This is a genomic window from Aquitalea pelogenes, assembly GCF_001515305.1.
Classification (GTDB): Bacteria; Pseudomonadota; Gammaproteobacteria; order Burkholderiales; family Chromobacteriaceae; genus Aquitalea; species Aquitalea pelogenes.
Genome location: NZ_LNQV01000028.1, coordinates 1 through 24,689 on the forward strand (window position 1 = coordinate 1; position 24,689 = coordinate 24,689).

At 59.3% G+C, this 24,689-nt stretch carries 22 protein-coding genes and 3 pseudogenes; 13 read left to right on the plus strand and 12 right to left on the minus strand.

All coding sequences use genetic code 11. From position 1 onward, the window contains the following. Together AWT75_RS22930 and AWT75_RS22935 are read right to left on the minus strand one after the other, a co-directional pair. Positions 1-758, minus strand: a 758-nt coding sequence (locus AWT75_RS22930; RefSeq protein WP_239689579.1) for a phosphoenolpyruvate-utilizing N-terminal domain-containing protein, incomplete at its 3' end; no start/stop codon positions are given. Continuing rightward, complete coding sequence (locus tag AWT75_RS22935; protein ID WP_062789433.1) at positions 680-1,294, minus strand: PTS sugar transporter subunit IIA; 615 nt, start codon at positions 1,292-1,294, stop codon at positions 680-682. The genes AWT75_RS22930 and AWT75_RS22935, both read right to left, overlap by 79 nt. Before the next feature lie 240 nt (positions 1,295-1,534). Here AWT75_RS22935 and AWT75_RS12850 point away from each other — a divergent pair, with 240 nt between their 5' ends. Next, complete coding sequence (locus AWT75_RS12850; RefSeq protein ID WP_062789499.1) at positions 1,535-2,557, plus strand: LacI family DNA-binding transcriptional regulator; 1,023 nt, start codon at positions 1,535-1,537, stop codon at positions 2,555-2,557. 57 nt (positions 2,558-2,614) lie between these two features. On the opposite strand, the gene AWT75_RS12855 is transcribed toward AWT75_RS12850, so the two are convergent. Continuing rightward, entirely contained in the window at positions 2,615-3,544 is a 930-nt protein-coding gene (locus tag AWT75_RS12855; RefSeq protein ID WP_082696091.1) for a LysR family transcriptional regulator, read from the minus strand. Positions 3,545-3,672: 128 nt separating this feature from the next. On the opposite strand from AWT75_RS12855, the gene AWT75_RS12860 reads away from it, so the two are divergent. Next, positions 3,673-5,151, plus strand: coding sequence for an MFS transporter (locus tag AWT75_RS12860; protein ID WP_062789437.1), 1,479 nt, complete (start codon positions 3,673-3,675; stop codon positions 5,149-5,151). A gap of 52 nt (positions 5,152-5,203) precedes the next feature. On the opposite strand, the gene AWT75_RS12865 is transcribed toward AWT75_RS12860, so the two are convergent. The 3 genes and pseudogenes from AWT75_RS12865 to aroA form a co-directional block, all read right to left on the minus strand. Next, positions 5,204-5,752, minus strand: a complete 549-nt coding sequence (locus AWT75_RS12865) for a cytochrome b (protein ID WP_045846196.1) — start codon at positions 5,750-5,752, stop codon at positions 5,204-5,206. Positions 5,753-5,825: 73 nt separating this feature from the next. Further along, on the minus strand, positions 5,826-6,272 hold the full coding sequence (locus AWT75_RS12870) for a pyrophosphohydrolase domain-containing protein (RefSeq protein WP_062789439.1): 447 nt from the start codon (positions 6,270-6,272) through the stop codon (positions 5,826-5,828). Positions 6,273-6,619: 347 nt separating this feature from the next. Beyond that, positions 6,620-7,905 (minus strand): annotated as a pseudogene (gene aroA / locus AWT75_RS12875) (3-phosphoshikimate 1-carboxyvinyltransferase). A gap of 275 nt (positions 7,906-8,180) precedes the next feature. Here aroA and cmk point away from each other — a divergent pair. From cmk to cysM, 10 genes are all read left to right on the plus strand, one after another. Continuing rightward, positions 8,181-8,849, plus strand: coding sequence for a (d)CMP kinase (gene cmk, locus AWT75_RS12880; protein WP_062789501.1), 669 nt, complete (start codon positions 8,181-8,183; stop codon positions 8,847-8,849). Between the two features lie 110 nt (positions 8,850-8,959). Further along, positions 8,960-10,636, plus strand: coding sequence for a 30S ribosomal protein S1 (gene rpsA, locus AWT75_RS12885; protein WP_045846199.1), 1,677 nt, complete (start codon positions 8,960-8,962; stop codon positions 10,634-10,636). 7 nt (positions 10,637-10,643) lie between these two features. Continuing rightward, positions 10,644-10,958, plus strand: coding sequence for an integration host factor subunit beta (locus tag AWT75_RS12890; RefSeq protein WP_045846200.1), 315 nt, complete (start codon positions 10,644-10,646; stop codon positions 10,956-10,958). A gap of 141 nt (positions 10,959-11,099) precedes the next feature. After that, positions 11,100-11,393, plus strand: coding sequence for a LapA family protein (locus AWT75_RS12895; RefSeq protein WP_062789441.1), 294 nt, complete (start codon positions 11,100-11,102; stop codon positions 11,391-11,393). Between the two features lie 77 nt (positions 11,394-11,470). Further along, on the plus strand, positions 11,471-12,631 hold the full coding sequence (gene lapB / locus AWT75_RS12900; RefSeq protein ID WP_062789443.1) for a lipopolysaccharide assembly protein LapB: 1,161 nt from the start codon (positions 11,471-11,473) through the stop codon (positions 12,629-12,631). A gap of 20 nt (positions 12,632-12,651) precedes the next feature. Beyond that, a complete protein-coding gene (gene pyrF / locus AWT75_RS12905; RefSeq protein ID WP_062789445.1) occupies positions 12,652-13,398 on the plus strand; it encodes an orotidine-5'-phosphate decarboxylase in 747 nt (248 codons plus the stop codon). After that, complete coding sequence (locus tag AWT75_RS12910) at positions 13,395-14,714, plus strand: UDP-glucose dehydrogenase family protein (protein ID WP_045846204.1); 1,320 nt, start codon at positions 13,395-13,397, stop codon at positions 14,712-14,714. Before pyrF ends, AWT75_RS12910 begins: the two co-directional genes overlap by 4 nt. Positions 14,715-14,719: 5 nt before the next feature. Beyond that, positions 14,720-15,682 (plus strand): D-glycero-beta-D-manno-heptose-7-phosphate kinase, encoded by a 963-nt coding sequence (gene rfaE1 / locus AWT75_RS12915; protein WP_045846287.1) that lies wholly within the window; start codon positions 14,720-14,722, stop codon positions 15,680-15,682. A gap of 75 nt (positions 15,683-15,757) precedes the next feature. Next, entirely contained in the window at positions 15,758-16,753 is a 996-nt protein-coding gene (gene rfaD / locus AWT75_RS12920) for an ADP-glyceromanno-heptose 6-epimerase (protein ID WP_062789447.1), read from the plus strand. Positions 16,754-16,908: 155 nt separating this feature from the next. Then, complete coding sequence (cysM, locus tag AWT75_RS12925) at positions 16,909-17,796, plus strand: cysteine synthase CysM (protein WP_045846206.1); 888 nt, start codon at positions 16,909-16,911, stop codon at positions 17,794-17,796. A gap of 63 nt (positions 17,797-17,859) precedes the next feature. Here cysM and AWT75_RS12930 read toward each other — a convergent pair whose 3' ends face one another. From AWT75_RS12930 to AWT75_RS12940, 3 genes are all read right to left on the minus strand, one after another. Next, on the minus strand, positions 17,860-19,038 hold the full coding sequence (locus AWT75_RS12930; protein ID WP_062789449.1) for a DUF3734 domain-containing protein: 1,179 nt from the start codon (positions 19,036-19,038) through the stop codon (positions 17,860-17,862). Between the two features lie 124 nt (positions 19,039-19,162). After that, complete coding sequence (locus tag AWT75_RS12935; RefSeq protein WP_045846207.1) at positions 19,163-19,945, minus strand: 3-hydroxybutyrate dehydrogenase; 783 nt, start codon at positions 19,943-19,945, stop codon at positions 19,163-19,165. A 15-nt stretch (positions 19,946-19,960) separates the two neighbouring features. Then, a complete protein-coding gene (locus AWT75_RS12940) occupies positions 19,961-20,701 on the minus strand; it encodes an acetoacetate decarboxylase (RefSeq protein ID WP_062789451.1) in 741 nt (246 codons plus the stop codon). Between the two features lie 281 nt (positions 20,702-20,982). On the opposite strand from AWT75_RS12940, the pseudogene zapE reads away from it, so the two are divergent. Next, positions 20,983-22,145, plus strand: a pseudogene (gene zapE / locus AWT75_RS12950) (cell division protein ZapE). 48 nt (positions 22,146-22,193) lie between these two features. On the opposite strand, the gene AWT75_RS12955 reads toward zapE, so the two are convergent. The 3 genes and pseudogenes from AWT75_RS12955 to earP form a co-directional block, all read right to left on the minus strand. After that, complete coding sequence (locus AWT75_RS12955; RefSeq protein WP_062789455.1) at positions 22,194-22,736, minus strand: DinB family protein; 543 nt, start codon at positions 22,734-22,736, stop codon at positions 22,194-22,196. A gap of 103 nt (positions 22,737-22,839) precedes the next feature. After that, entirely contained in the window at positions 22,840-23,403 is a 564-nt protein-coding gene (gene efp / locus AWT75_RS12960; RefSeq protein WP_045846211.1) for an elongation factor P, read from the minus strand. A 57-nt stretch (positions 23,404-23,460) separates the two neighbouring features. After that, positions 23,461-24,617 (minus strand): annotated as a pseudogene (gene earP, locus AWT75_RS12965) (elongation factor P maturation arginine rhamnosyltransferase EarP). Between the last annotated feature and the right edge of the window lie 72 nt (positions 24,618-24,689).

A 24,689-nucleotide genomic window follows, 5' to 3' on the forward strand; every position in this document is an offset into this window, starting at 1 on the left:
TCGCTGGCCAGCAGAATGCAGTTATCCGGCAGGTCGGACAGGGTGGTGGCTTGCAGGCTGGGGTCGATCTTGCCCAGCACGCGGCGGCCCACGTCACGCAGGTCGGCAGCGCGGGCGGCCAGCAGCTGGTTGCCCAGCGCAGCCAGACGGTCGGCCAGTCGCTCCACTGCCTGATGCCAGGACCAGGCCACGCCGTGGCCTTCCACCATCAACTGGCAGGACAGGGTGATCAGGTCGGTATCGCTCAGCAGTTCGGCCTGGGCCTTGAAAATGGCGGCTTCGGCATTGCCCAGGCGCTGGGCGGTGTCTTCGGCCAGCTTGGCCAGTTCGGCGCGGGTATCTGCCAGCGCGGCATGCAGTTTGTCACCGGCTTCGGCCAGGGCCAGCGGGTGGTCGGGAATGGCGGGCAGGCCGTGGGTCAGCACATGCACCTGACCGATGGCCAGGCCGGGGCTGGCGCTGATGCCGGCCACTTCCAGCGGGTGGCCCGGCGGCTGCCAGTTGTTTTCGCTACGCTGGGCCTGCGCTTTTTGTGCGGCCAGTGCGGCGTCGGTCTGTTCCTGCGCGGTCAGGCGGGTCATCACCCCTTGCAGCGCTTGCAGCAGGGCGGCAGCATCGCTGCCTTCGGCGGACACCACCAGGCGGTCGCCGCGTTGCAGGCCCAGTTGCAGCAGGGAAATCATGTTCTTGGCGTCAGCCACATGGTGGCCGTGACGCGCTTGCACCTGTGCCGCGTACTGGCGGGCGGTTTCACCCACGCGGTGGCCGGGCGGGCATGCAGGCCATTGGGGTAGTCCACCTGCCATTCAAACTGTTCGGCCAGATCACCAGCGGCTTGCTGCGGCGCAGCCGGTGCGGCAGCGGTATCGGACAGGGCGGCAATCAGGTCTTGCGGGTTGCTGGTGGCAAACAGCTGCTGCAGGCGGGGTTCGTCTTGCAGCAAGCGGGTAAGCCTGCGCAGCAGCTGGATGTGTTCGTCCGACTGGGCAGCAATGGCAAACAGCAGGTGGGTGGTTTGTCCCGGATTCCACTCCAGGCCCTGCGGAATCTGCAGGATGGCAATGCCGGTGCGCTTGATCAGGTGGCGGTCTTCCACCATGCCATGCGGAATGGAGACGCCATGACCCAGAAAGGTATTGGCCACGGCTTCACGTGCCAGCAGGCTGTCGATATAGGCGGCGTCGATACAGCCAGCGTTGGCCAGCAACTGGCCGGCCTGGCGGATGGCCTCTTCCTTGCTGGCCGGAGCGGTGGCAAGGCAAATCAGTTCCGGATGGATCAGATCGTGCGACATCGGGAGTGGTCTCCTGGTACTGTTATTTTGCTGCATTGCACCCAAAAAGGGGCTGTGCTGGCTATTGTCTGGCGTTGCGTTGATGGCATTGAAAACGATTACATAATTGCTGTCAATATTGATTGTTGACTATCTGGATCAAATTTTGCTCAAGTCAACAAGATGCATTGAAACCAAAGGCTTGCAATGGTTTTGGACTTGATGCACGATCACGACAATCTGACTGAAAACGATTGCAAAATGACGGTAGGCATCAAGGATGTAGCCCGCGCCGCAGGGGTATCGGTGGCAACGGTATCGCGTGCATTGGGCGGTGGCCCGGTCAGCGAGGAGCTGCGCAAGAAAGTGGAAGCAGCGGTGGCTGCCACCGGCTATCTGCCCAATCTGTCGGCGCGACGCTTGCGCTCGCAGCACAGCCACACCATCGGGCTGATTGTGTCCGATATCCGCAACCCCTTTTTCACGGCGGTCAGCCGCGCGGTAGAGGACGCCGCCTATGCGGTGGGGATGCGGGTGATTCTGTGCAATACCGACGAAAACCCGCAAAAAGAAGCCATGTACCTGCGGCTGATGCAGGAAGAACGGGTGACCGGGGTCATTTTTGCCCCCACCCGTGCCACCGCGCAAAAGCTGGACCCGCACCAGCTGGGCTTCCCGGTGGTACTGATAGACCGCGCGGCCCCGCCCGGCCAGACCGATGCCGTGGTGCTGGACAATGCCGAAGCCGCCAGCCTGCTGGTGGAACATTTGCTGGCGCAGGGCTATCGCCGTATCGGCGGTCTGTTCGGTAACACCAGTACCACCGGCGCCGAGCGCCACGCTGGCGTGGTGGCCGCCATGCAGCAGCATGGTTTGCAGGCGGAGGCGCGCTTTATTGCCCCCACGCCGGAGGCCGCAGAGCAGGCCGTGCGTGACTGGCTGCGCGAACCGGTTCAACCGGAAGCACTGATTGCCAGTAATGGCCTGGTATTGCTGGGCATGTTGCGCGGCGCGCGTGCGGCGGGCGTCAGCATTCCGGCGCAGCTGGCACTGGCCGGTTTTGACAATGACAACTGGACCGAGCTGGCCGGTCCCGGCCTGACGGTGATTGAACAGCCGGTGTACGACATTGGCCGCACCGCCATGAAGATGCTGCTGGAGCGACTGGAAGACCCGGCCCGCAGCGCACGCAAGGTGGTGCTGTCCGGACGCTTGATTGCCCGTGGTTCCACTGCGCAACCCATCGCGGCACATGCCGGGCAGCAGGGTGCCGAACCGCGCTGATCACAGGCCGTATCTGTCGCTACAAAGGACGTCAGCTGACGTCCTTTTTTCTTGCCGTCAGCGGCTGCCGGTGTGAACTGCTTGTCGTTCTGTCGCGGCAAAATGCCGTTCCAGTCCATCCAGCAGCAGCCGGGTCTTGGTGGGGTGCAAGCTGCGATTGGGCACCAGCGCATAAGTTTTCAACGGCGGCAGGGTCCAGTCGCCAAGTATGCTTTGCAACTGTCCGGCCGCCAGCGCCGCAGCGGCAAAATTGCGCGACACCAGGCATACACCGCGCCCGGCAATGGCCGCTTGCAAGCGCAGCCCGGCATTGGCTGTTTGCAGGTGCAAGCCCTGTTGCAGTGTGAATTCAGTGCCATCCGCATGCAGCAAGCGCCAGGGCAGGGCGCTGGCTGCACCCAGCAGCGGCCAACCTTGCAGTTCAGAAGGATGTTGTGGCCGGCCACGTGAGGCCAGCAAGGACGGTGCGGCAAACAGGCCCTGTTGCAAGGTGTACAGGCGCTTGCCCAGCAGGCTGGAATCCGGCAGCGGGTGGCTGGTCATGACGAAACTCAGGTCATGCCCGCTGCTGAGCGGGTCTGTCTGATTGCTGATGACATCCACCTCGATGTGCAAGTCAGGATGTGCCTGCATGATGTCGCACAGCACCGGGCTCAGGTGCAGGCTGGCGAACTCGTAAGGCGCGGCAATGCGCAAGGTGCCGCTGAGTGGTGCCTCGGCCAGGCCTTGCAGGTGGTCGGCCACATCTTCCAGCCGGGCAAACAGCGGGCTGATTTCCTCCAGTAAATGAAAGCCGGCCTCGGTGAGTCGCAGGCGACGGGTGCTGCGTTCCAGCAAGCGTGATCCCAGTTTCTGTTCCAGTCGAGTCAAGGCGGTGCTGACTGTTGATTTGGGCAGTTGCAGTCGTTCTGCCGCCCGACTGAAACTGCCCAGCTGCGCGACACAACTGAATAGATACCAGTCATTCCAATCATTTGTACGTGGCATTGAATAATGATTTCAATTTTGACGGTTTATTCAAAATAGCATGGTCTTTATAGTCAGCGCGATCCATCCCAGTCCAAAGCCTCCAGTCGAATGAATGCCTATCCCGTGCTGTTGCAAGCCCACCCCGAATGCGCCCCTGGCAGGTAAGACTGTTTGGCCTGACGCTGGGTCTGGTGACCGGGGCGGACTTTGTCGCCGTCAGCATGATGGGGGTGGCGGGAGGAGCCATTCAGGGTGGTGTGGCAGCGGCACCGCAAGAATACTTGTGGGCGCTTACCAGCTTTGCCGTGGGCGCGGTGCTGGTCAATCTGTTGCTGGGCCGCTTTGCCACCCTGATCAGTTACCGGCGTTATACCGAGTGGGCCTTGCTGCTGTTCATGGCGGGCAGTGTGGGCTGTGCGCTGGCGGAAGGAATCACCAGCCTGGCGGTGGCGCGCCTGTTTCAGGGCCTGGGTGGTGGCGGGCTGTTTACGGCCTCGCGCATCCTGCTGCAACTGGTGGCACAGCCCAGGGAGCGCAAGCCGCTGATGTATGGCTTCTTGCTTGGCTTGTTCAGCTTGTCCGGAATCTCCCCGTGGCTCTCGGCCCTGCTGGTGGAGGATTGGGGCTGGCAGGCCATTTTCTGGTTGCAGGCCGGTTTTGTCCCGCTGTTATTGCTACTGGTACAAATCAGCTATCCCCGGCATGCCGGTGCGCCCACCCGTGCCCAGGCCGGGGAACTGGACTGGTTGGCCGTGGCGGCGCTGGGGCTGGGGGCCTTGCTGGTATTGCATACGCTGGAAGATCTGCGCTTTTTGCGCTTTAGCGCCCGTCCCGGCATGTGGCTGGCCTTGCTGGCTGGTGTAGCCTTGCTGTTGCTGGCCTGGCGACGCCTCCATACCCACCCGGACCCCTGGTTGCAACTGCATGCCGTATTGCGACGGCGTTATCTGATGGGGCTGGCTTTTTATGCGCTTTATTACCTGTGCAACGGGATTTGGTCTTACCTGTTGTCAGCCATGCTGCAACACGGGCTGGGTTTCGACTTTGTCACCACCGGCTGGGCCATGAGCATGGGCAGCCTGGTGACGGTGGTGATGGCCTTGTCCTATTTGTATGCCAGTCGCTGGCTGACACGGCGTGACCATGTGCTGGCGCTGGGTTTTGGCCTGCTATTGCTCTGCTGTATGTGGCTGTCACACGTAGCCATGCCGGGCGCAGCGCTGGCCAGCGTACTGCCGGCCATTCTGTTGCACGGCCTGGTACCGGTGCTGTCAGTATTGCAGATTGCAGCCATGACCTATGCCGAGGTGCAGGCAGAGGATTTTGCCCATGCCTATCAGCTGAAAAACATCCTGCGTGAACTGGCCATGGCCATGGGAACCGGTTTGGCTGCCTTGCAGTTGCAAGCGGGAGAGGCAGTGGCCCGCATGAGCCTGCTGGACCGTCTGGACGCCCTCAGCCTGAGGCAATGGGGAATGGGGCTGGACCTGTCTGATCTTGCGCGTTTGTCAGCTCAGGTGACGCAGCAGGCGGTACTGATTGCCTGCGACCATGCCTTGCTGAGTTTGGCCATGTTGGCAGGACTGGCCATGGTGATGGCGCTGTGGCAAAGGGATTTGCGCTGATGCAGGGCAGTAAATGCAAACACCCCGCCAAGGCGGGGTGTTTGCGTGGAGATCAGGGGCGAATCGGCCCGGTCAGGCGGGTAAGGGTGTCGTCCTTGACAAAGCGGTGGTGCCAGACTGCCGCTGCAGCATGGAAAATGGCCAGCCACAGCAAGAGGTTGCCCAGCGCTTCGTGAATTTCTTTCAGGTTGTGCGCGGTTTCCTTGCCCAGTGAGAAGAACACCGGCAGCGTGCTACCCAGGAAAACCACGTCCTTGCCATTGCCCTGCACAATGGCAATGCCCAGTATCGGCAGGGCCAGCATCAGTGCATACAGCAACCAGTGTGCCGCGTGAGCCAGCAGCATGGCGGCCGGCTGCGGTGCCGGGGTGATGTCAGGTACGCGGTTGGCCAGTCGCCACAGCAGGCGCGGCAGGAACAGCAACAGCACGATGATGCCAGCCTGGAAATGGCCGGACTTCAGGAAGTCACGCAGCGGGCTGCCCTTGGGTGCAATATCCTTGAATTCGATGAAAACCAGTGCGGCAATCACTGCCAGTGCACTCAGCCAGTGCAGGGCACGTGCCAGACGGCCATAACTGTGTTGTGAATTTTTCAGCATGATGCTTCCTTTGTTCTGTGGGCATGCCCGAATCAATCAGTTTGCATGTTACGCCGTATTTATTAAATCAGACTTAATCATCGTCAGCAGTAGGGTGATGTAATGACTGGGCCTGGCGGATCACCGCGCATTTGTCTGCGGCTTGCCAGCCTTCGGGTTTCAGAATCTTGCCATCGGCACGACGCACCACCTTGCCATCAATCTGTTTGCGCAGATTGGCCTGATGAATGGCCTCGGTCATGGCTTCCAGCGGCATGCCCTGCGACAGCAGCAGCCCGGTCAGCACATTCAGCACGTCCACGCCTTCTGCAGTCAGCTCTGCCATGCGGCGTACTTGTTCCTGCTGGTCGCAGCCGGCCAGCTGTTTGAATTCCTGCAAGGCGTGCAGGAATTCAGCCATTTCTTCGTGCAGCATGGTTTCCCACATGGCCAGGGTGTTTGCTTGCAGTCCGGGTTGATCTGCGGCGGGAAGGTCGAAACGCTGCATGAATTCACGGCGGATGGCGTAGAGGTTGGTCATCTTGTTGTGTCTGTAATTTTAAAAATATCTATATATTGTGTTTTTTGTCCGGATTTGGCAATGAAAAAGCCCGCAAGGCGGGCGTCAGATTGTTGGCAAACTCGCTCTCGCTTTCTGAAAAGAAAGCGAGGCTCCCATCTTCAATTGGCAAGGCAAGGGCGGGGGGATTGGGAATAGATGGGAAGGCTGAGAAATCAATAACTTAGTCTGAAGGCCCGGCTTTGCCGGGTCCTGTGCAATCGAACCAGATTACTTTGTCAGCAGCCTGACGCCCGCAAAGCGGGCGTTAGCATTGTGGCGAGTCCCATGCGGCCTGCAGCAAGTGAAGCCGGTGCCGGGAGGATGAATTAGCCGTGCAGGGTAGCCAGCACCTCGAAATAGTCCGGGAAGGTTTTGGCAACGCATTTGGGGTCGTTGATGACGACCGGCACACCCAGCAGGGAAACCAGCGAGAAGCACATGGCCATGCGGTGATCGTCGTAAGTGTCGATCTCGGCGTCGGCCAGCAGCTGTGCAGGCGGGGTGATGCGGATGTAATCCTGACCTTCTTCAACGGTGGCTCCCAGCTTGCGCAGCTCGGTGGCCATGGCCGACAGCCGGTCGGTTTCCTTCACGCGCCAGCTTTCGATATTGCGCAAGGTGGTGGTGCCATCGGCAGCCAGTGCGGCCACGGCAATGGTCATCGCGGCGTCCGGAATGTGGTTCAGGTCGGCATCAATGGCCTTGAGCTTGCCAGTGGCTTTTGCCTCGATCCAGTTATCGCCCATGGTAATGGCCACGCCCATCTGGCGCAGGGTATCGGCAAACTTCACATCGCCCTGGATGCTCTGATTACCCACGCCTTCCACCCGTACCGGGCCACCCGCCAGCGCACCCGCAGCAAGGAAGTAGGACGCGCTGGAGGCATCACCTTCTACATGCACTTCACCCGGAGAAATATAGTGCTGGCCGCCCGGAATGACAAAACGCTGCCAGCCCTGGCGTTCCACCTGCACGCCAAAGCGTGCCATCAGGTTGAGGGTGATCTCGATATAGGGTTTGGAAATCAGCTCGCCTACCACCTCGATGGTGGTGGTTTCACCGGTCAGCGGCAGCGCCATCAAGAGGGCGGTCAGAAACTGGCTGGAGACATTGCCCTTCACCGGAATGACTTCCCCGGCGCGCAGGCTGGCCGGACGAATGGTCAGCGGCGGATAGCCCGGCTGCCCTGGTAGCTGATATCGGCACCGGCAATGCGCAGTGCATCCACCAGGTCGCCAATCGGGCGTTCGTGCATGCGGGCCACGCCGGACAGCTGATAATGGCCTTGCATCAGTGCCAGTGCTGCGGTCAGCGGCCGAAAAGCCGTGCCGGCATTGCCCAGGAACAGGTCGGCACTCTTGACCGGAAACTCGCCGCCCACGCCTTGCACGCGGAAGTCACGGCTGTCGCCGATCTGTTCCACCTGCACGCCCAGCAAGCCCAGGGCTGCCAGCATGTGGCGGATGTCATCCGAATCCAGCAGGTCGCGCACCAGCGTGCTGCCACTGGACAGTGCGGCCAGCAGCAAGGTGCGGTTGGAGATGCTTTTGGAGCCGGGGAGCTTGATGGTGCCGGCAAGGTGCGGTGTCGGAGTGAGGCGGAGCTGTTCCATGGCGGTGCGTCGTGTCTCTGTAGTGTCTGGGTAAGTTGTCCGGGTCTTGTCATCACGCACCCTGCCTGCAGGCAGTAGTGTGCGTTGCAGCCCACCACTCTAAAGGGCAGCGGGGTAACGTGCAAACTACAATCATGGCCGTTGGCGGCATTTTTTATCTATTCCGGCTAGAAAATCCGCCCGAAACCGTTCCTGAGTCGGGGGGGCTGCGGTAAAATCAGCATTTTGGCCATGCGCGCCTGTCGCGGCCTGCCTTGCGGATGCAAACCAAACCCATGTCTGTTCCTGTCATTACCATTGACGGCCCCTCTGCTTCCGGCAAGGGAACTGTCGCCGCCATCGTCGCCCAACGCCTGGGTTTCCACTATCTTGATTCCGGTTCCCTGTACCGCCTGCTTGCCCTGCATGCGCGCAAGCTGGGAGTGAACTGGGACGATGAAACCGCGCTGGCCCGCCTGGCTGCCGGTTTGCCTGCCGCATTCGAGCAAGGCGTGGTGTTGCTGGATGGCAACGATGTCAGTGCGGAAATTCGTGCCGAGGAAATAGGCATTGGCGCTTCCAAGGTGGCTGCGCTGCCGGCAGTACGTGCCGCCCTGTTGCAGCGCCAGCGTGATTTTGGCGTGGCGCCGGGCCTGGTGACGGACGGTCGCGACATGGGTTCGGTGGTGTTCCCGCAAGCCGCCGTCAAGATTTTCCTGACCGCCAGCGCGGACGAACGTGCAAGGCGCCGCTATAAGCAGTTGATCGGCAAGGGAGAATCTGCTAACCTCCCGCAGATTAAGCAGGACATTATCGATCGGGACACGCGTGACGCGGCCCGGCCGGTAGCGCCGCTGCGACAAGAGCCGGACGCCTTTCTGCTCGACACCACGGAGCTCACCATCGACCAGGCGGTTGATACAGTGCTTCGCCACTTCGGGCAGTACCAGGCCTCCGGCATATGATTTTTTAAAGGGGCAATTCCTGCTGCATTGCAAGATGCGCCCTGTGTTCAACCCTAACCCCGCACGCCGCAAGGTGTGCACCGAGAGTAAGCTTGATGACTACCCTCTCCATGGAAAACTTTGCCCAGCTGTTCGAAGAAAGCCTGACCCTTCACGACATGCGCGTGGGCGAGGTGATCACTGCCGAAGTCGTTGCAGTTGATTCCAACTTCGTAACTGTAAATGCCGGCCTGAAGTCCGAATCCCTGATTCCGGCCGAAGAATTCAAGAACGACGAAGGCGTTGTTGAAGTTGCTGTTGGCGACTTCGTGACTGTTGCCATCGACGCACTGGAAAACGGTTTTGGCGAAACCAAGCTGTCCCGTGAAAAAGCCAAGCGTCTGGCTGCATGGGTTGAGCTGGAAGAAGCGCTGGAAACCGGCAAGATCCTGTCCGGCCTGATCTCTGGCAAGGTCAAGGGTGGCCTGACCGTTATGGTCAACGGCATCCGCGCCTTCCTGCCGGGTTCCCTGGTTGACGTACGTCCGGTGAAAGACACCACCCCGTACGAAAACAAGAACATCGAATTCAAGGTTATCAAGCTGGATCGCAAGCGCAACAACGTGGTTGTTTCGCGTCGTTCCGTTCTGGAAGAAACCCTGGGCGAAGAGCGCAAGGCTCTGCTGGAAACCCTGAAAGAGGGCGCCGTTATCAAGGGTATCGTCAAGAACATCACCGACTACGGTGCGTTTGTTGACCTGGGCGGCATCGACGGCCTGCTGCACATCACCGACCTGGCATGGCGTCGTGTGAAGCACCCGTCCGAAGTTCTGGCTGTTGGCGACGAAGTAGAAGCCAAGGTCCTGAAGTTCGACCAGGAGAAGAACCGTGTATCCCTGGGTCTGAAGCAACTGGGCGAAGATCCGTGGGTTGGTCTGTCCCGTCGCTACCCGGCCAGCACCCGTCTGTTCGGCAAGGTAACCAACCTGACCGACTACGGCGCGTTCGTTGAAATCGAACAAGGCATCGAAGGCCTGGTACACGTGTCCGAAATGGACTGGACCAACAAGAACGTACACCCGTCCAAGGTAGTTCAGGTTGGTGACGAAGTTGAAGTCATGATCCTGGAAATCGACGAAGACCGTCGTCGTATCTCCCTGGGCATGAAGCAGTGCCTGGCCAACCCGTGGAACGAGTTTGCCGACAACTTCCACAAGGGCGACAAGCTGAAGGGCGCGATCAAGTCCATCACCGACTTCGGTGTGTTCGTTGGTCTGCCGGGCGGCATCGACGGCCTGGTTCACCTGTCCGACCTGTCCTGGAACGAAGCTGGCGAAGAAGCCGTACGCAAGTTCAAGAAGGGTGACGAAGTTGAAGCCGTTGTTCTGTCCATCGACGTGGAAAAAGAACGCATCTCCCTGGGCATCAAGCAACTGGAAGGTGATCCGTTCAACAACTACGTTGCCATGAACGACAAGGGCGCCATCGTCAAGGGTACCGTGAAGACTGTTGATGCCAAGGGCGCTGTTGTGGCTCTGGACATGGACGTTGAAGGTTACCTGCGCGCTTCCGAGCTGTCCCGTGACCGCGTGGAAGATGCCCGTACCCTGCTGAAGGATGGCGACGAAGTGGAAGCCGTGATCATTGCCGTGGATCGCAAGTCCCGCAATATCAGCCTGTCCATCAAGGCCAAGGATGCTCAGGAAGACAGCACCGCCATGAAGAACCTGTCGGTTGACAGCGCTTCTGCCGGTACGACCAACCTGGGTGCTCTGCTGAAGGCCAAGCTGTCCGGCTCCAACGAGTAATTGCATCATGACCAAGTCTGAGCTGATCGCACGGCTGGCAGAACGTCTTGCCGAGCGCAATTCTCAGTTGGTCTACAAAGATGCTGAGCTGGCCGTCAAAACCATTCTGGATGCGATGGCCAGCAACCTGGCACAGGGTAGCCGTATTGAAATCCGTGGCTTTGGTAGCTTCGACCTGAACTACCGTCCGCCCCGCGTAGGGCGGAACCCGAAATCAGGTAGCAGTGTCTCGGTTCCTGAGAAATATGTGCCGCATTTCAAGGCCGGCAAGGAATTGCGCGAACGGGTAGATCTGTCCCTCCTGGAGCAGACCCAGGCCTGAACGCCATGACCGCTGGTCTCGCAAGCCGAAACAAAGCGCCGCTTCTGCGGCGCTTTTTCTTTGTTTGACCATCCTCTTGCTTGGGTTGCAGCACACTATCGTTTAAACTTGCACTCCGGTCACCCCTTCCGAGTAAAAAGCATGCGCTACATCGTGCGTATCATCGAATTGGCCCTGCTGGTTTTTCTGATTGCCGTCACCGTGCAGAACAGCCACATGGTCGAATTCAAGCTGTTTTTCGGCCAATCCTGGTCGGCACCGCTTATCGTGTTCCTGCTGGTGTTCTTTATTGCCGGTGCAGCTGTCGGTTTGCTGGCTACTTTTTCCTACTATCTGCGCATGCGCAAAGAGCTTTCCCTGCTCAAGAAAGAGCTGCGCAGTCGCCCCCCTTCCAGCAAGGTTGCAGTTGATCCCAGCGATGCGCTGGCTGATTGATTAGGCCTGCCTCTACTGACGCCGCGGTGCGCATGGCACGCGGCGCAGAATCTTACCCCTGTTGAAGGAAGCTTTCTTTGGAACTGGATCTGTGGTGGCTGTTGCTGCTCCCGGCATTTTTCGGGCTGGGCTGGCTGGCAGCACGGGTGGATATGCGCACCGTATTGAAACAGGCAAAGTCGGTCCCTACCGGCTTTTTCCGTGGTCTGGATGCCCTGGTGGATGACAAGACCGATATTGCAGCACAGTCTTTGGCCGAGGTGTCCCGGCAGCAGGGCTCTGCACCGGAATTACAGCTGACCCTGGGCAAGTTGTACCGCAAGCGTGGTGAAAACGACCGTGCCATCCGCTTGCACCAGCGCATGCTGGAGTCGTCTGATTTGCCCGCCGAACAGCGCGACATCGTGCGTAACGAACTGGCGCAGGATTTTCGCAAGGCCGGCCTTGTGGACCGGGCCGAAGAAATCTTGCTGAAATTGTTGAACGGCAATATGACCCTGGCGGCGCGCCGTCAACTGCTGGATATCTACCAGCAGGACAGGGACTGGTACAAGGCGATTGAAACCGCCAGGGAACTACGCAGCGATGCGCATTCCTTCCAGCATGAAGTGGCGCAGTTTTATTGTGAGTTGGCACAGGGCGAGTTGTACCGCTCCAATTACCTTGCCGCCCGTGAACTGGTGGCCGAGGCCATGCAGGTCAATCGCAAATGTGTGCGTGCCAGCCTGATTCTGGGCGATATCGAGTTTGCCGAAGGCAAAATCGAGGCTGCGATTGCGGCATGGCAACATATTGAAAAACAGAATGCGGAATACTTGTCGATGGCAGCAGAGCGTCTGTTTGATGCTTATGAAAAGCTGGACAAGCCGCAGGAAGGCATAGCGCTGTTGCAGGGTTACCAGAAAACCTTCCCGCAGCTGGAAATGACCGACTTGCTGTACCAGAAACTGTCGGCCTACGAAGGTGAAGAGCGCGCGCTGGAAGTGGCACGCCAGGCCGTGCATGCCCGCCCCAGCCTGATGGGTGTCTATCGCTTGATCGAAGCACAGATGGACGAGCTGTCACCAGAGGGGCGCATGGACGCCGAAGTGGCGCGCGCCCTGATTCAGAAGCATGCAGCGCGGCTGACCGTACACCGCTGCAAATGTTGCAATTTCCGTTCGCGGGCCTTCTTCTGGCATTGCCCCGCCTGCGGCGAGTGGGAAAGCTTCACGCCCAACCGCTCGGAAACCCATTGAGAAAATATTCAGGAGAAAGAATGAATCCGCTAATTGCCGCCGGTATGGATCTGGAACCGGCATCTCCTGTGGTAGTGGCGCTGGATTTTGCCGATGCGCCGTCGGCCCTTGAATTTGCAGCCCGTCTGGACCCGCAGCAATGCAGGCTCAAAGTAGGCAAGGAGCTGTTTACCGCTTCGGGCCGCAATCTGGTGGAAAGCCTGGCTGCCCGTGGTTTCCAGGTATTTCTTGATTTGAAATTCCACGACATTCCCAATACCGTGGCGCACGCTTGCAAGGTAGCGGCGGATGCCGGTGTCTGGATGGTGAATGTGCATGCTTCCGGCGGTCGCCGCATGATGGAAGCTGCCCGTGAAGAGCTGGCCCATTACAGCCAGCGTCCGCTGCTGATTGCCGTGACGGTGCTGACCAGCATGGAAGCAGCCGATCTGGTGGATATCGGCATCACCGCTTCGCCGCAGGAGCACGTATTGCGCCTGGCTACGCTGACCCGTGATTGTGGTCTGGATGGCGTGGTGTGCTCGGCACAGGAAGCGCCCATGCTCAAGTCGGCACTGGGACAGGAATTCAAGCTGATCACCCCGGGCATCCGCCTGGCCGACAGCGCCGCTGATGACCAGCGCCGGGTGATGACGCCGGTAGCCGCCTTGCAGGCCGGGGCTGATTATCTGGTGATCGGCCGCCCGATCACCCGTGCGGATGCGCCGCTGGAAGTACTGCGCAAGATCAATGCCGATATCGCTAACTACCGGGCTACGCTGTCATGAAAATTACCGTTGTTGGTTCCGGCTACGTTGGCCTGGTCACCGGGACTTGCCTCGCTGAAATGGGCAACCATGTTTTGTGCCTGGACGTTGACCCGGTCAAGATTGCCACCTTGCAACAAGGTGGCATTCCCATCTACGAGCCCGGCCTGGAAGACATGGTCAAGCGCAATGCGGCAGCCGGTCGCTTGTCCTTTACCACCGATGTAGCCGAGTCGGTTGCGTTTGGCGAGATCCAGTTCATTGCTGTGGGTACTCCTCCTGACGAAGATGGTTCAGCCGACTTGCAATATGTGCTGGCCGCTGCACGCAATATTGCTCTGCACATGTCCGAACCCAAGGTGGTGGTGGACAAATCCACCGTGCCAGTGGGTACCGCTGACAAGGTAAAGGCACAGATGGCTGCTACTTTGGCTGAGCGTGGGGTCGACATTGCATTCAGCGTGGTTTCCAACCCGGAATTCCTCAAGGAAGGTGCGGCCATTGATGACTTCATGCGGCCGGATCGCATTGTGCTGGGGGTTGAGGATGAGCGTGCGATCGAACTGATGCGCCGTCTGTATGCACCGTTTCACCGCAATCATGATCGTATTCTGGTAATGGATGTCCGTTCGGCCGAACTGACCAAATACGCGGCCAATGCCATGCTGGCAACCCGTATTTCTTTCATGAACGAACTGGCAAATCTGGCGGAATCGTTGGGTGCGGATATCGAACAAGTTCGTCTGGGCATGGGTTCAGATCCGCGTATCGGCTACCACTTCCTGTACCCCGGTGCCGGCTATGGCGGCTCTTGTTTTCCCAAGGATGTCAAAGCCCTGGTGGCCAGTGGTCGCGAACAAGGCCATGCCATGCGTGTGCTCAATGCTGTGGAAGAAGCCAATGAAGCGCAAAAACGCCGCTTGGTTGACAAGCTGGTCAAGCGCTTTGGCGAAGACCTGGGCGGGCGGCATTTTGCCCTGTGGGGCCTGGCATTCAAGCCAAATACCGATGATATGCGCGAAGCTTCCAGCCGGGTGATCGTTGCTGAACTCACGCGACGTGGTGCCACCGTGGCTGCCTTCGACCCGGTAGCGGCCGTTGAGGCACAACGCGTGATGGGCGACAACCCGTCATTGAGCTTTGCTCCTGACATGATTTCTGCGCTGCACGGTGCTGATGCCTTGTTGATCGTGACCGAATGGAAGATGTTCCGTACACCGGATTTTGACGCCATCAAGGCCAGCCTCAAGCAGCCGGTGATTCTGGATGGCCGGAATATGTATGACCCCGCCTGGCTGCGCGAGCTGGGCTTCGACTATCAGGCGATAGGACGCTGAAGAGCATGAATCTGTTGCAACAACTTGGACTGGATAGCAGCAAGCTGGCTGCTGACCTTGCTGGTGCCCGCGTATTGGTGGTGGGGGACGTGATGCTGGACCGTTACTGGTTTGGCGATGTGTCACGCATTTCACCGGAAGCGCCGGTGCCGGTGGCGCGTATCGGCCGCATGGAAGAGCGTGCCGGTGGCGCTGCCAATGTGGCGCGTAATATCGCAAGCCTGGGTGGCAAGGCTTCCATTTTGTCCGTGGTGGGCGATGACGAGGCGGCCACTGCACTGGAACGGCTGATGAAGGACGATGGCATCACCACGCTGTTCAAACGGGATGCGGCCATCTCCACCACCATCAAGCTACGGGTGGTGGCGCGCCAGCAGCAGTTGATCCGGCTGGATTTTGAAGATGCACCCAGCCATGAAATCCTGGCTGACAAGCTGGAGCAATACCAGTCGGTACTGGCCAGCCACGACGTGGTCATCCTGTCCGATTACGGCAAGGGTGGCCTCACCCATGTGGCGCGCATGATCGAACTGGCACGTGCTGCCGGCAAACCGGTGCTGATCGACCCCAAGGGCGATGACTATGCCAAGTATGCCGGTGCTACCTTGCTGACCCCCAATCGCAGCGAGTTCAAGGAAGTGGCAGGCAGCTGGCAGAACGAAGAGCAGCTGATTGCCAAGGCGCAGGCACTACGCAGCCAGTTGCAGCTGGATGCACTGCTGGTGACCCGCAGCGAAGAAGGCATGACTTTGTTCCGCGCTGATGGCGCCTTGCACCAGCCTACTTTCGCCCGCGAAGTATTCGATGTCTCCGGTGCCGGCGATACGGTCATCGGCACCCTCGGCCTGGCCATGGCCGCCGGTCTGTCCCTGCCGACCGCCATGAGCCTGGCCAATGCTGCTGCCGGCATCGTGGTGGGCAAGCTGGGTACCGCTGTTTGTACCCAGCAGGAGCTGTTTGCCAGCTGATTGGCACGACACCGCATCATGCAGCCGGATGACAGGAGTGATCCCTGCCGGCTGCGAACAGAAAAAGGATGAATCATGACTATCGTGGTGACCGGCGCAGCCGGCTTTATTGGTTCCAATATCGTCAAGGCGCTCAATGAGCGTGGCATTACCGACATCATTGCGGTAGACAATCTCACCTCGGGTGACAAGTTCCGCAATCTGGTGGACTGCGAAATCTCCCATTACCTGGACAAGCATGATTTCCTGAATCTGCTGCTGGAAGGCGAGTACGAGGGCGAGATCAGCGCCATCCTGCATCAGGGGGCCTGTTCCGACACCATGAATCACGACGGCAAGTACATGATGGACAACAACTATCAGTACACGCTGGCCCTGTTCGATTACTGTCAGCACGAGGAAATCCAGTTCCTGTTTGCCTCCAGTGCGGCCACTTATGGCAAGGGCACCATCTTCAAGGAAGAACGCCAGTACGAAGGCCCGCTCAATGTCTACGGCTATTCCAAGTTCCTGTTCGACCAGGTGCTGCGCCAGCGCATGAAAGAAGGCCTGTCGGCCCAGGCGGTGGGATTCCGCTATTTCAATGTCTACGGCCCACAAGAGCAGCACAAGGGACGCATGGCCTCGGTAGCCTTCCACAACTTCAACCAGTACCGCGAACACGGCAAGGTCAAGCTGTTCGGCAGCAATGACGGCTGGGGCAATGGCATGCAAAGCCGGGACTTTGTTTCGGTGGAAGATGTGGTCAAGGTCAACCTGTATTTCCTGGACAATCCGGGCAAGAGTGGCATCTTCAACCTGGGTTCCGGTCGCGCCCAACCGTTCAATGATGTTGCGGTGTCCACCGTCAATGCCTGCCGCCGCCACGAAGGCAAGCCAGCCCTGAGCCTGGACGAACTGGTAGCCCAGGGCATCATCGAGTACATCGACTTCCCGGAAGCACTGAAGGGTAAATACCAGAGCTTTACCCAGGCCGATATCGGCAAGCTGCGCGATGCCGGTTACAGCGCGCCCATGCTGACGGTAGAGCAGGGCGTTGATCGTTACGTAGACTGGCTGATCAGCCGCTAAGGCTTGTTCACCCGGCCAAAACCGCCATGCCATGCGCTGGCGGTTTTTTCATGCCCGCTGCGAGCAGGCTGGAAATGGTTATTTGATTAGAAATAACGGTTCGACTGGAAGGTGGCTGCAGGCCGTATAATGGCGCTCTCGCAAGGAGACCCACTGTGTACAAGTATCTGGAAGATTTCGTCGGTCACACTCCGCTGGTACGGCTCAAGCGCATGCCGGGTGACAGCAGCAATATCGTGTTGCTCAAGCTGGAAGGCAACAACCCGGCCGGATCGGTCAAGGACAGGCCTGCACTGTCGATGATCCGTCGGGCCGAGGCGCGCGGCGATATCAAACCGGGTGACACCCTGATCGAGCCGACCAGTGGCAACACCGGTATTGCACTTGCCATGGCAGCGGCGATGATGGGCTACAAGATGATCCTGCTGATGCCCGAGGGTTCCAGTGCCGAGCGGGTGCAAACCATGCGCGCCTATGGTGCCGAAGTCATCCTGACGCCCAAGGAAGCCTCCATGCCCGGTGCCATTGACGAGGCGCACCGCATGCAGCGCGCCGGGCTGGGCGTCATCCTCGACCAGTTTGCCAATCCGGATAACCCGCTGGCACATTACGAGAGCACCGGTCCGGAAATCTGGGCCGATACTCAGGGGCAGGTCACGCACTTTGTCTCCAGCATGGGCACCACCGGTACCATCATGGGTAACAGCCGCTTTCTCAAGGAAAAGAATCCGGCCATCCAGATCATCGGCGTGCAGCCGGAAACCGGCAGCCAGATTCCCGGCATCCGCAAATGGGAAGATGAATACCTGCCCAGGATCTGCGATTTCAGCCGTATCGATCAGCTGATTCATGTGTCGCAGCAAGAGGCAGAAGACACCGCGCGGCGACTGGCTCGCGAAGAAGGCATTCTGGCCGGCCCGTCCTCTGGCGGGGCGCTGGCAGTAGCGCTGCGGCTGAACCAGCAACTGGAAAATGCAGTCATCGTTTCCATCGTCTGCGATCGGGGCGATCGCTACCTGTCAACCGGGCTGTTTCCGCTGTAAGGCGAACATCTCCACAAAAAAAGCCGTTTCCATCGGGAAACGGCTTTTTTTCTGCGTGGTGGTTTAGCGATGAATATCGTGGGTCACGCAGGGGTTGGCGGCATCCGGCATGTCCAGCCAGCCAGGGCGCTGCAAGCTGTTGCGGATGTCCTGATAGCCGCTGTGCCAGTGCTGGCGCATGGTTTGCATGCCAAACTGGTAGTCCTTGTAGTGATCGTCGTAAACCTTGTCCTGATAGATCAGATGGATGATATTCAGCCGCTGGCTACCGGCGGCCCGCCGCGCAGCCTGGAATATTTCCTTGTCGTGATGCTCGGCCGGAACCAGCTTCATCAGCTCGGACAGCATTTCGCGAACGTGCAGTTCATGGCGCAGCACATCGGTCGTCATCCGGGTGCGACTGGAGTACTGAATGTCTTTCTGCCGCATGGCCACTTCCTTCATGTTGCAGGGCAGACCGCCACGCGCGCTCCACAGGTCCACCTGGAATGCCAGGATATTGCTGTGCTCGTCGGCATCAATCAGCTGCCCCAGCGGGGTATTGGATACCACGCCGCCATCCCAGTAGAACTCGCCGTCGATTTCCACCGCGGGAAATCCTGGCGGTAGCGCACCCGAGGCCATGAAGTGTTCTGCGCGCAGCGTGTGCCGCGTATTGTCGAAACACACAAAGTTGCCGGAACGTACATTGACCGCGCCTACTGACACCCGCATCTGTCGGCTGTCATTCAGCCGGTCAAAATCCACCAGTTGCTCCAGCGTTTGCTTGAGCGGGCTGGTGTCGTAAAAGCTGACCTCTGCCGGACTGCAATTCGGGTGAAAACGCCAGGGCAGGCGCGGACGATAAAAACCGTTCTGACCTTCCAGCAGCGAGCGCCAGGCTTCCCAGCCGGCCAGCATGTGTTGCATCGGGTCTGGCCATTGGCTGGTATCCAGATGACTCAGTGGCGTTGAGGGCAGCAATGGTGGCTGGCAGATGGTTTCCCAGAAGCGCCGGAGCTGATCCACCCGTTTGTCTGGCGGATTGCCGGCAATGATGGCGGCGTTAAGTGCGCCAATGGAGATGCCCGCAACCCAGTTGGGATGCAGGTCGGCCTCTGCCAGGCCCTGGTAAACCCCGGGCTGATAAGAACCAAGAGCGCCGCCCCCTTGCAGCAGCAGGGCCACTACCTGGTATTGATGACCTCGGGGCAGGCTGTGACTGCGATAAAGCGGAAGATGTGCTTGGCGGGAAACACCCATGCCATGACTCCTGTGTCGATTTGCGTACGGTTCCGGGGCGGTGGTGCTGCAATGCAAGACCAGCCTGCACCGGATGGTGCAGGCTGGCGATGTGACCCAGCGCTTGTTGCTGCTGGGGCCGGACTTACTGCATGTACCAGCCGTGGCTCACCACAAAGGACTGGCCGGTCAGTGCCGCGCTGGGGAAGGCCGCCAGGTACAGCGCGGTTTGCGCGATATCGTCCACCGTGGTGAACACCCCATCGACAGTGTCACCCAGCATCACGTGCTTGATGACTTCCTCTTCGGAGATGCCCAGGGTCCTGGCTTGTTCCGGAATCTGCTTTTCCACCAGCGGGGTACGGACAAAGCCGGGGCAGATGACGTGCGAGCGCACATTGTATTCCGCCCCTTCCTTGGCCAGCACCTTGCTCAGGCCCAGCAGCGCATGTTTGGCGGCGACATAGGCCGACTTGAGTTTGGAGCCTTCGTGCGAGTGCACCGAGCCCATGTAAATGACAGTGCCGCCGCGCTTGTCCTTGTACATGTGGGAGAGGGCGGCCTTGGTGGTGAGGAAGGCACCGTCCACATGAATGGCTTGCAGGCGTTTCCAGTCGGCAAAGCTGAAGTCCACCAGCGGGCTGATGATCTGGATGCCGGCGTTGGAAATGAGAATGTCCAGCTGGCCAAAGGCATCCACTACCGCCTGGGTGCCTGCATTGACGGCCTCTTCATTGGTGACATCCATCGCCACGCCCATGGCCTTGCCGCCTGCGGCTTCAATTTCCTTTGCCGTGGCCTGTGCCGCTGCCAGATTGATGTCGGCAATGGCAACCGCAGCCCCTTCACGGGCGAAGGTTTCGGCGATGGCACGGCCAATACCGCTGGCGGCACCGGTAATCAGGGCAACTTTTCCTTGCAGCTTCATGAGACTTCTCCTGTTTCAGGCCAGATAATCAAATTCGACTTTACCAAGACCCAGTGTCAGGTCGGCAACGTAATGCTTGGCACCCAGTATCTCCAGTACCGGCAAATCATGCACCGGGGCCAGGGCATGGGGGAAGAGTGACAGTGCGGCAGGGCCAGTCCAGGCACCGTATACTTGCACATCCAGCATGGGGAAGCTGACCAGCTCGCAAATGCGCGCGCTGCCGTCAACATGCGGGATGATTTTCAGCAAATAGTTGGGTGTGGTGCGCAGGCTTTCGGCAATGGCTTCCCCATCCAGTTCCCGGTGTTTGTAACCCATGCTGCCGGTGGCGATGCGTACCGGGCCGTAATCCAGCTCGCCTACCAGGGTGTCGGTATGCACTTTCAGGCGGGGATGGGCCATTTTCTTGGGAAAGCCCCACAGCTCACGTCCACCGGCCGTAGGTGGGTGATCATTCAGATACATGGCATGGGTGTAGTTGCCGCGCTGGCCCTGGTACAGGACCGGAATCACCTGCCCGCTTTCGGTGTAGTCACCAAAACCGGTGGAATCCGGCATGCGGATGAACTCGAAATTGACCACTGGTTCGGCCATTTGCAGCGGGGCCGGAATCACTGCACGCAGCTTGTCCGGGTCGGTGCGGTAACTGATGATGAAGAATTCCCGCTGGTAAAAGCGATAAGGGCCAGGAGGGAAGGCCGGGCTGCTGATGGGCATGGCAAACGCCTGCTGGCGAATCTGTTCGATTTCCATTGAGGTCCCCATAGTGGTTGTGGGCGGATGAGGGCATGGTTCGCAGCTGAACCGTTGGCAAGAATGGGGTGGATGCGCAGTGTCTGCCAGATGACAGAGCTGGTAGAAGGTATGGGATTCTTAGCGGAACTGATGCCGGCAGGCGTTGGCCATGCGCATGAGCGGATTGCTGTGGAATCGGGTTATCATGCTGGCTTCACTGTCAGATGGCCGGCACGCCGCATGGTCATCCAGCGTGGGCTGCTGCCTGCGCCATAACGCCAAGAACACAAGCACACACTATGTCTCAGCACACCTTTTCTCCCGATGGAACGGCGCTGACCAGCCCCAAGGCCTGGTATCAGGCTGCCAGTGAGAAGCCCGGTTTCATTCACGATGCCGCCCAGGCTGCCGCGATCGAACAGCTGGATGCATTGTGGCATCAACTGTTGGAATTCAAGGACAAGCGCAACCGCTTTCTCGGACGCAGCCTGCGCAGCCCGGATGTGCCGCGCGGCCTGTATTTCTGGGGTGGGGTGGGGCGCGGCAAGAGCTTTCTGATGGATGCCTTCTATGCCTGCGTGCCTTACCGTCGCAAGCGTCGTATCCATTTTCACAATTTCATGGCTGAGGTGCATCGCGAGCTGCGCCAGCTGGCCGGTAGCAAAGACCCTTTGCTGGCCTATGCCGACAAGATTGCCCGCGAGACCCGTCTGCTGTGTTTTGACGAATTCCATGTCAGCGACATTGCCGATGCGATGATGCTGGGCCGCCTGCTCAGTGCCTTGTTCGAGCGTGGCGTGGTGCTGGTCACCACCTCCAACTATCCGCCGGACGGCTTGTATCCCAATGGCCTGCAACGGCAGAACTTCCTGCCAACCATCGAACTGATCAAGCGCGAGCTGGATGTGCTGAACGTGGATGGTGGCAATGATTACCGCCTGCGCGAGCTGACACGTGAGCCCTTGTTCATGGTGCCGGACGACGCGGCTGCCGAGGCGCGCATGGAAGGCATGTTCACCCGCTTGAGTAGTGAAGAATTGATTGCCAAGCAGGAAATCGAAGTGCTGGGGCGGCAGATTCCGGTGAAAAAACTGGCACCGGGCATTATCTGGTTCGACTTTCTGGCCATTTGCGACGTCCGCGTGCGCAGACCGACTATCTGGAAATCGCCACCGAATTCCACACCGTGTTCATCAGCGGCATTCCCAAACTGGCGGCCAAGGATGCCTCCATTGCCCGCCGCTTTACCTGGCTGGTGGATGTGTTCTACGACAACCGGGTGAAGCTGATTGCCTCGGCTGCGGTGCCAATCGACGATATTTACACCGACGGCGTGCAGGCCAGCGAGTTTTTCCGCACGGCCAGCCGACTGACCGAGATGCAGTCCAAGAGTTATCTGGAACTGCCGCACCAGAGTGCCGGCCAGACCCACGACCAGCCGCCGCCGGGCGTGGTGATCTGACGCTTGTTTCGCTGTGTAACGGCCAGACGTTGTCTGGCCGTTTTGCTGTCAGGCTTGGGGAATATCGTCGATCAGGGCAATCAGGTCGGTGACACCGACGTCCTCGCCCAGCTGGGACAGCAAGGTGGTGGCCTGGCCACGGTGGTGAGTCTGGTGGTTGAAGAAGTGCAGCAGCAGGGCATTAAAATTCTTGCGCTGTGCGATGCCACGGGTGTTGTGATAGGCTAGGGGCTGATCAAGATCGCTGTCCTCAAGCTCGCTGCATAGCCGGATGATGACTTCGTCCAGCAGCTGTCGTCGCGCCGCCAGTGCTGGCAACTGGTCAAACAGCAGGCCGTTCAGGGAGGTGGGTGCCGCGATAGCCTGTAGTGGCTGCAAGGCGGCAAAACCGGCCGGATGCTGGCCAAAGCGTTGCAGCCACAAGGTGTCGGCCACCACGATGTGATTGAGGGTGCCGAACAGCGAGCCAAAAAACGCGCCGTTGTCCTGCTGCAAGACCGCTGCGGGCAAGCGGGCTGCTGTCTGGTAAAGCCTGTCATTCATCCACTGGTTGTAGCGCGCTTGCAGGGCAAGCTGTTCGAGTCGGTTCATGGTCCCCTCCTGAAAACAGCACGATAACGCAGCATTTGCCGGAATGACAGGCAAAACAAAAGCGGCCATCTGGCCGCTTTTTGCACAGCATTCAAACAGGCGATCAGGCGCGCTTTTTGAATTCGCCGGTGCGGGTGTCGATTTCGATCTTTTCGCCAGTGTTGACGAAGGCCGGAACCTGAACTTCGAAGGTGGTGCCTACCAGCTTGGCCGGCTTCAGAACCTTGCCCGAAGTGTCGCCGCGTACGGCCGGTTCGGTGTATTCCACTTCGCGGATCACGGTGGTCGGCAGTTCCACGGAGATGGCCTTGCCATCGTAGAAGGTTACCTGGCAAACATCTTCCATGCCGTCAACGATGTAGTTGATGGTGTCGCCCAGGTTGTCGGCTTCTACTTCGTACTGGTTGAATTCGCTGTCCATGAATACATACATCGGGTCAGCAAAGTAGGAGTAGGTGCAATCCTTGCGGTCCAGAACCACGACGTCGAACTTGTCGTCAGCGCGGTAAACGGCTTCAGAGCCGGCGCCGGTCAGCAGGTTCTTCATCTTCATCTTCACGACGGAAGCGTTACGGCCGGATTTGCTGAATTCGGCTTTTTGCACGACCATCGGGTCGTTGCCTACCATGAATACGTTGCCAGCGCGGAGTTCTTGTGCGGTTTTCATTACGTGTAAAGTCCCAAACTCTTGATTGAACTCGGAAAACGGTTTCCGAAAAACGGGCTATTTTAGCCGGTTTTGTATGAATTGCACCAGCCGCATCCCCAAGTCGCCGTGTTGCAGCAGTTTGTCGGGCCAGTGGCGACTGTGCCGGTGCCATTGCGGCAGCTGTTTTTCCAGTTGTTGCCAGGCGGCCACCATGCCCTGGCCGTGGTTCCAGGCATGGCTGACGGCACGCAGGCCGTGGCGGTCTCTGCATCCAGCGTGGCGCAATAGTGTGACAAAAAGGCATCAAGCTTCACCATGTGCGCAGCGTCGTCTTGCGGGTAGATGTGCCAGATGAAAGGCCGTCCGGCCCATTGCGCCCGCACGAAGCTGTCTTCGCCGCGCACGAAGTTGACATCACAAGACCACAAGCTCAGGTCGTAACTGTCCTGATCGGTCATCGGCAGCACATGCACGGTGAGTGAACCTTGGCTGACATGCTGGCCCGCCTTTAACGGCTGGCCCATCACGGCTTCCACGTCAGCCAGCACCTTGCCTTCCGGCACCATGCAGTGCACCGGCAGCGTGCTGTGCGTCCAGTAGTCCAGCAATTCGCGGGCCGCCGGGTTTTCGTAGGCAAACAGGCTGACGCGCCATTCTTCCGGCTGTTTTTCCGGGATATCGAACATCTGCCAGAAGGCGCGCTGTGCCAGACTGTCCTGTTGCCACTGCTGGCGGGTTTCGATCAGACCGTCCTCGCACAGCAGGCCGCCGGTGCGATCGGTAAAGCCCGGAAAGAAGAAATGCTTGGTCAGCGGCAGACGCGGGTGGGGCGAGGCCATGCCATGGCAGCCTTCCACCCAGTCTTCGGCCGACAGGTATTCCAGATTAATCCAGACCGGTTTGACGTCAGCCCGTGCCATGGCTTGTTCCACGGCGTCGGGCAGCCGGCAGCCAAATGCTTCTATCACCACCTGTGCCGGTTGGTAGTCGACAAATGCGTCATCCGCGCGCCACTGGCATACGCGGATGCCGTCCAGCTCCTGGCAGGCCAGGCCTGGTTCCAGCAGCGGGGCAATGCGGCCGAAGCTGGCCAGGTCGTCCACCCACAGCCGTACCTCGTAGCCAAAGTCGTGCGACAGTCGGCGTGCCAGCCGCCAGGCGACGCCGATGTCGCCGTAGTTGTCGATGACGGTACAGAAAATGTCCCAGCTGAGGGTGGAGGAGTCGGGCATGGTGCAGGCATCCGGGAAAAAGCTGGCGCAGCATAGCACGGCAAGGTGACAGTGTGAGGAAGATGCCGGGCT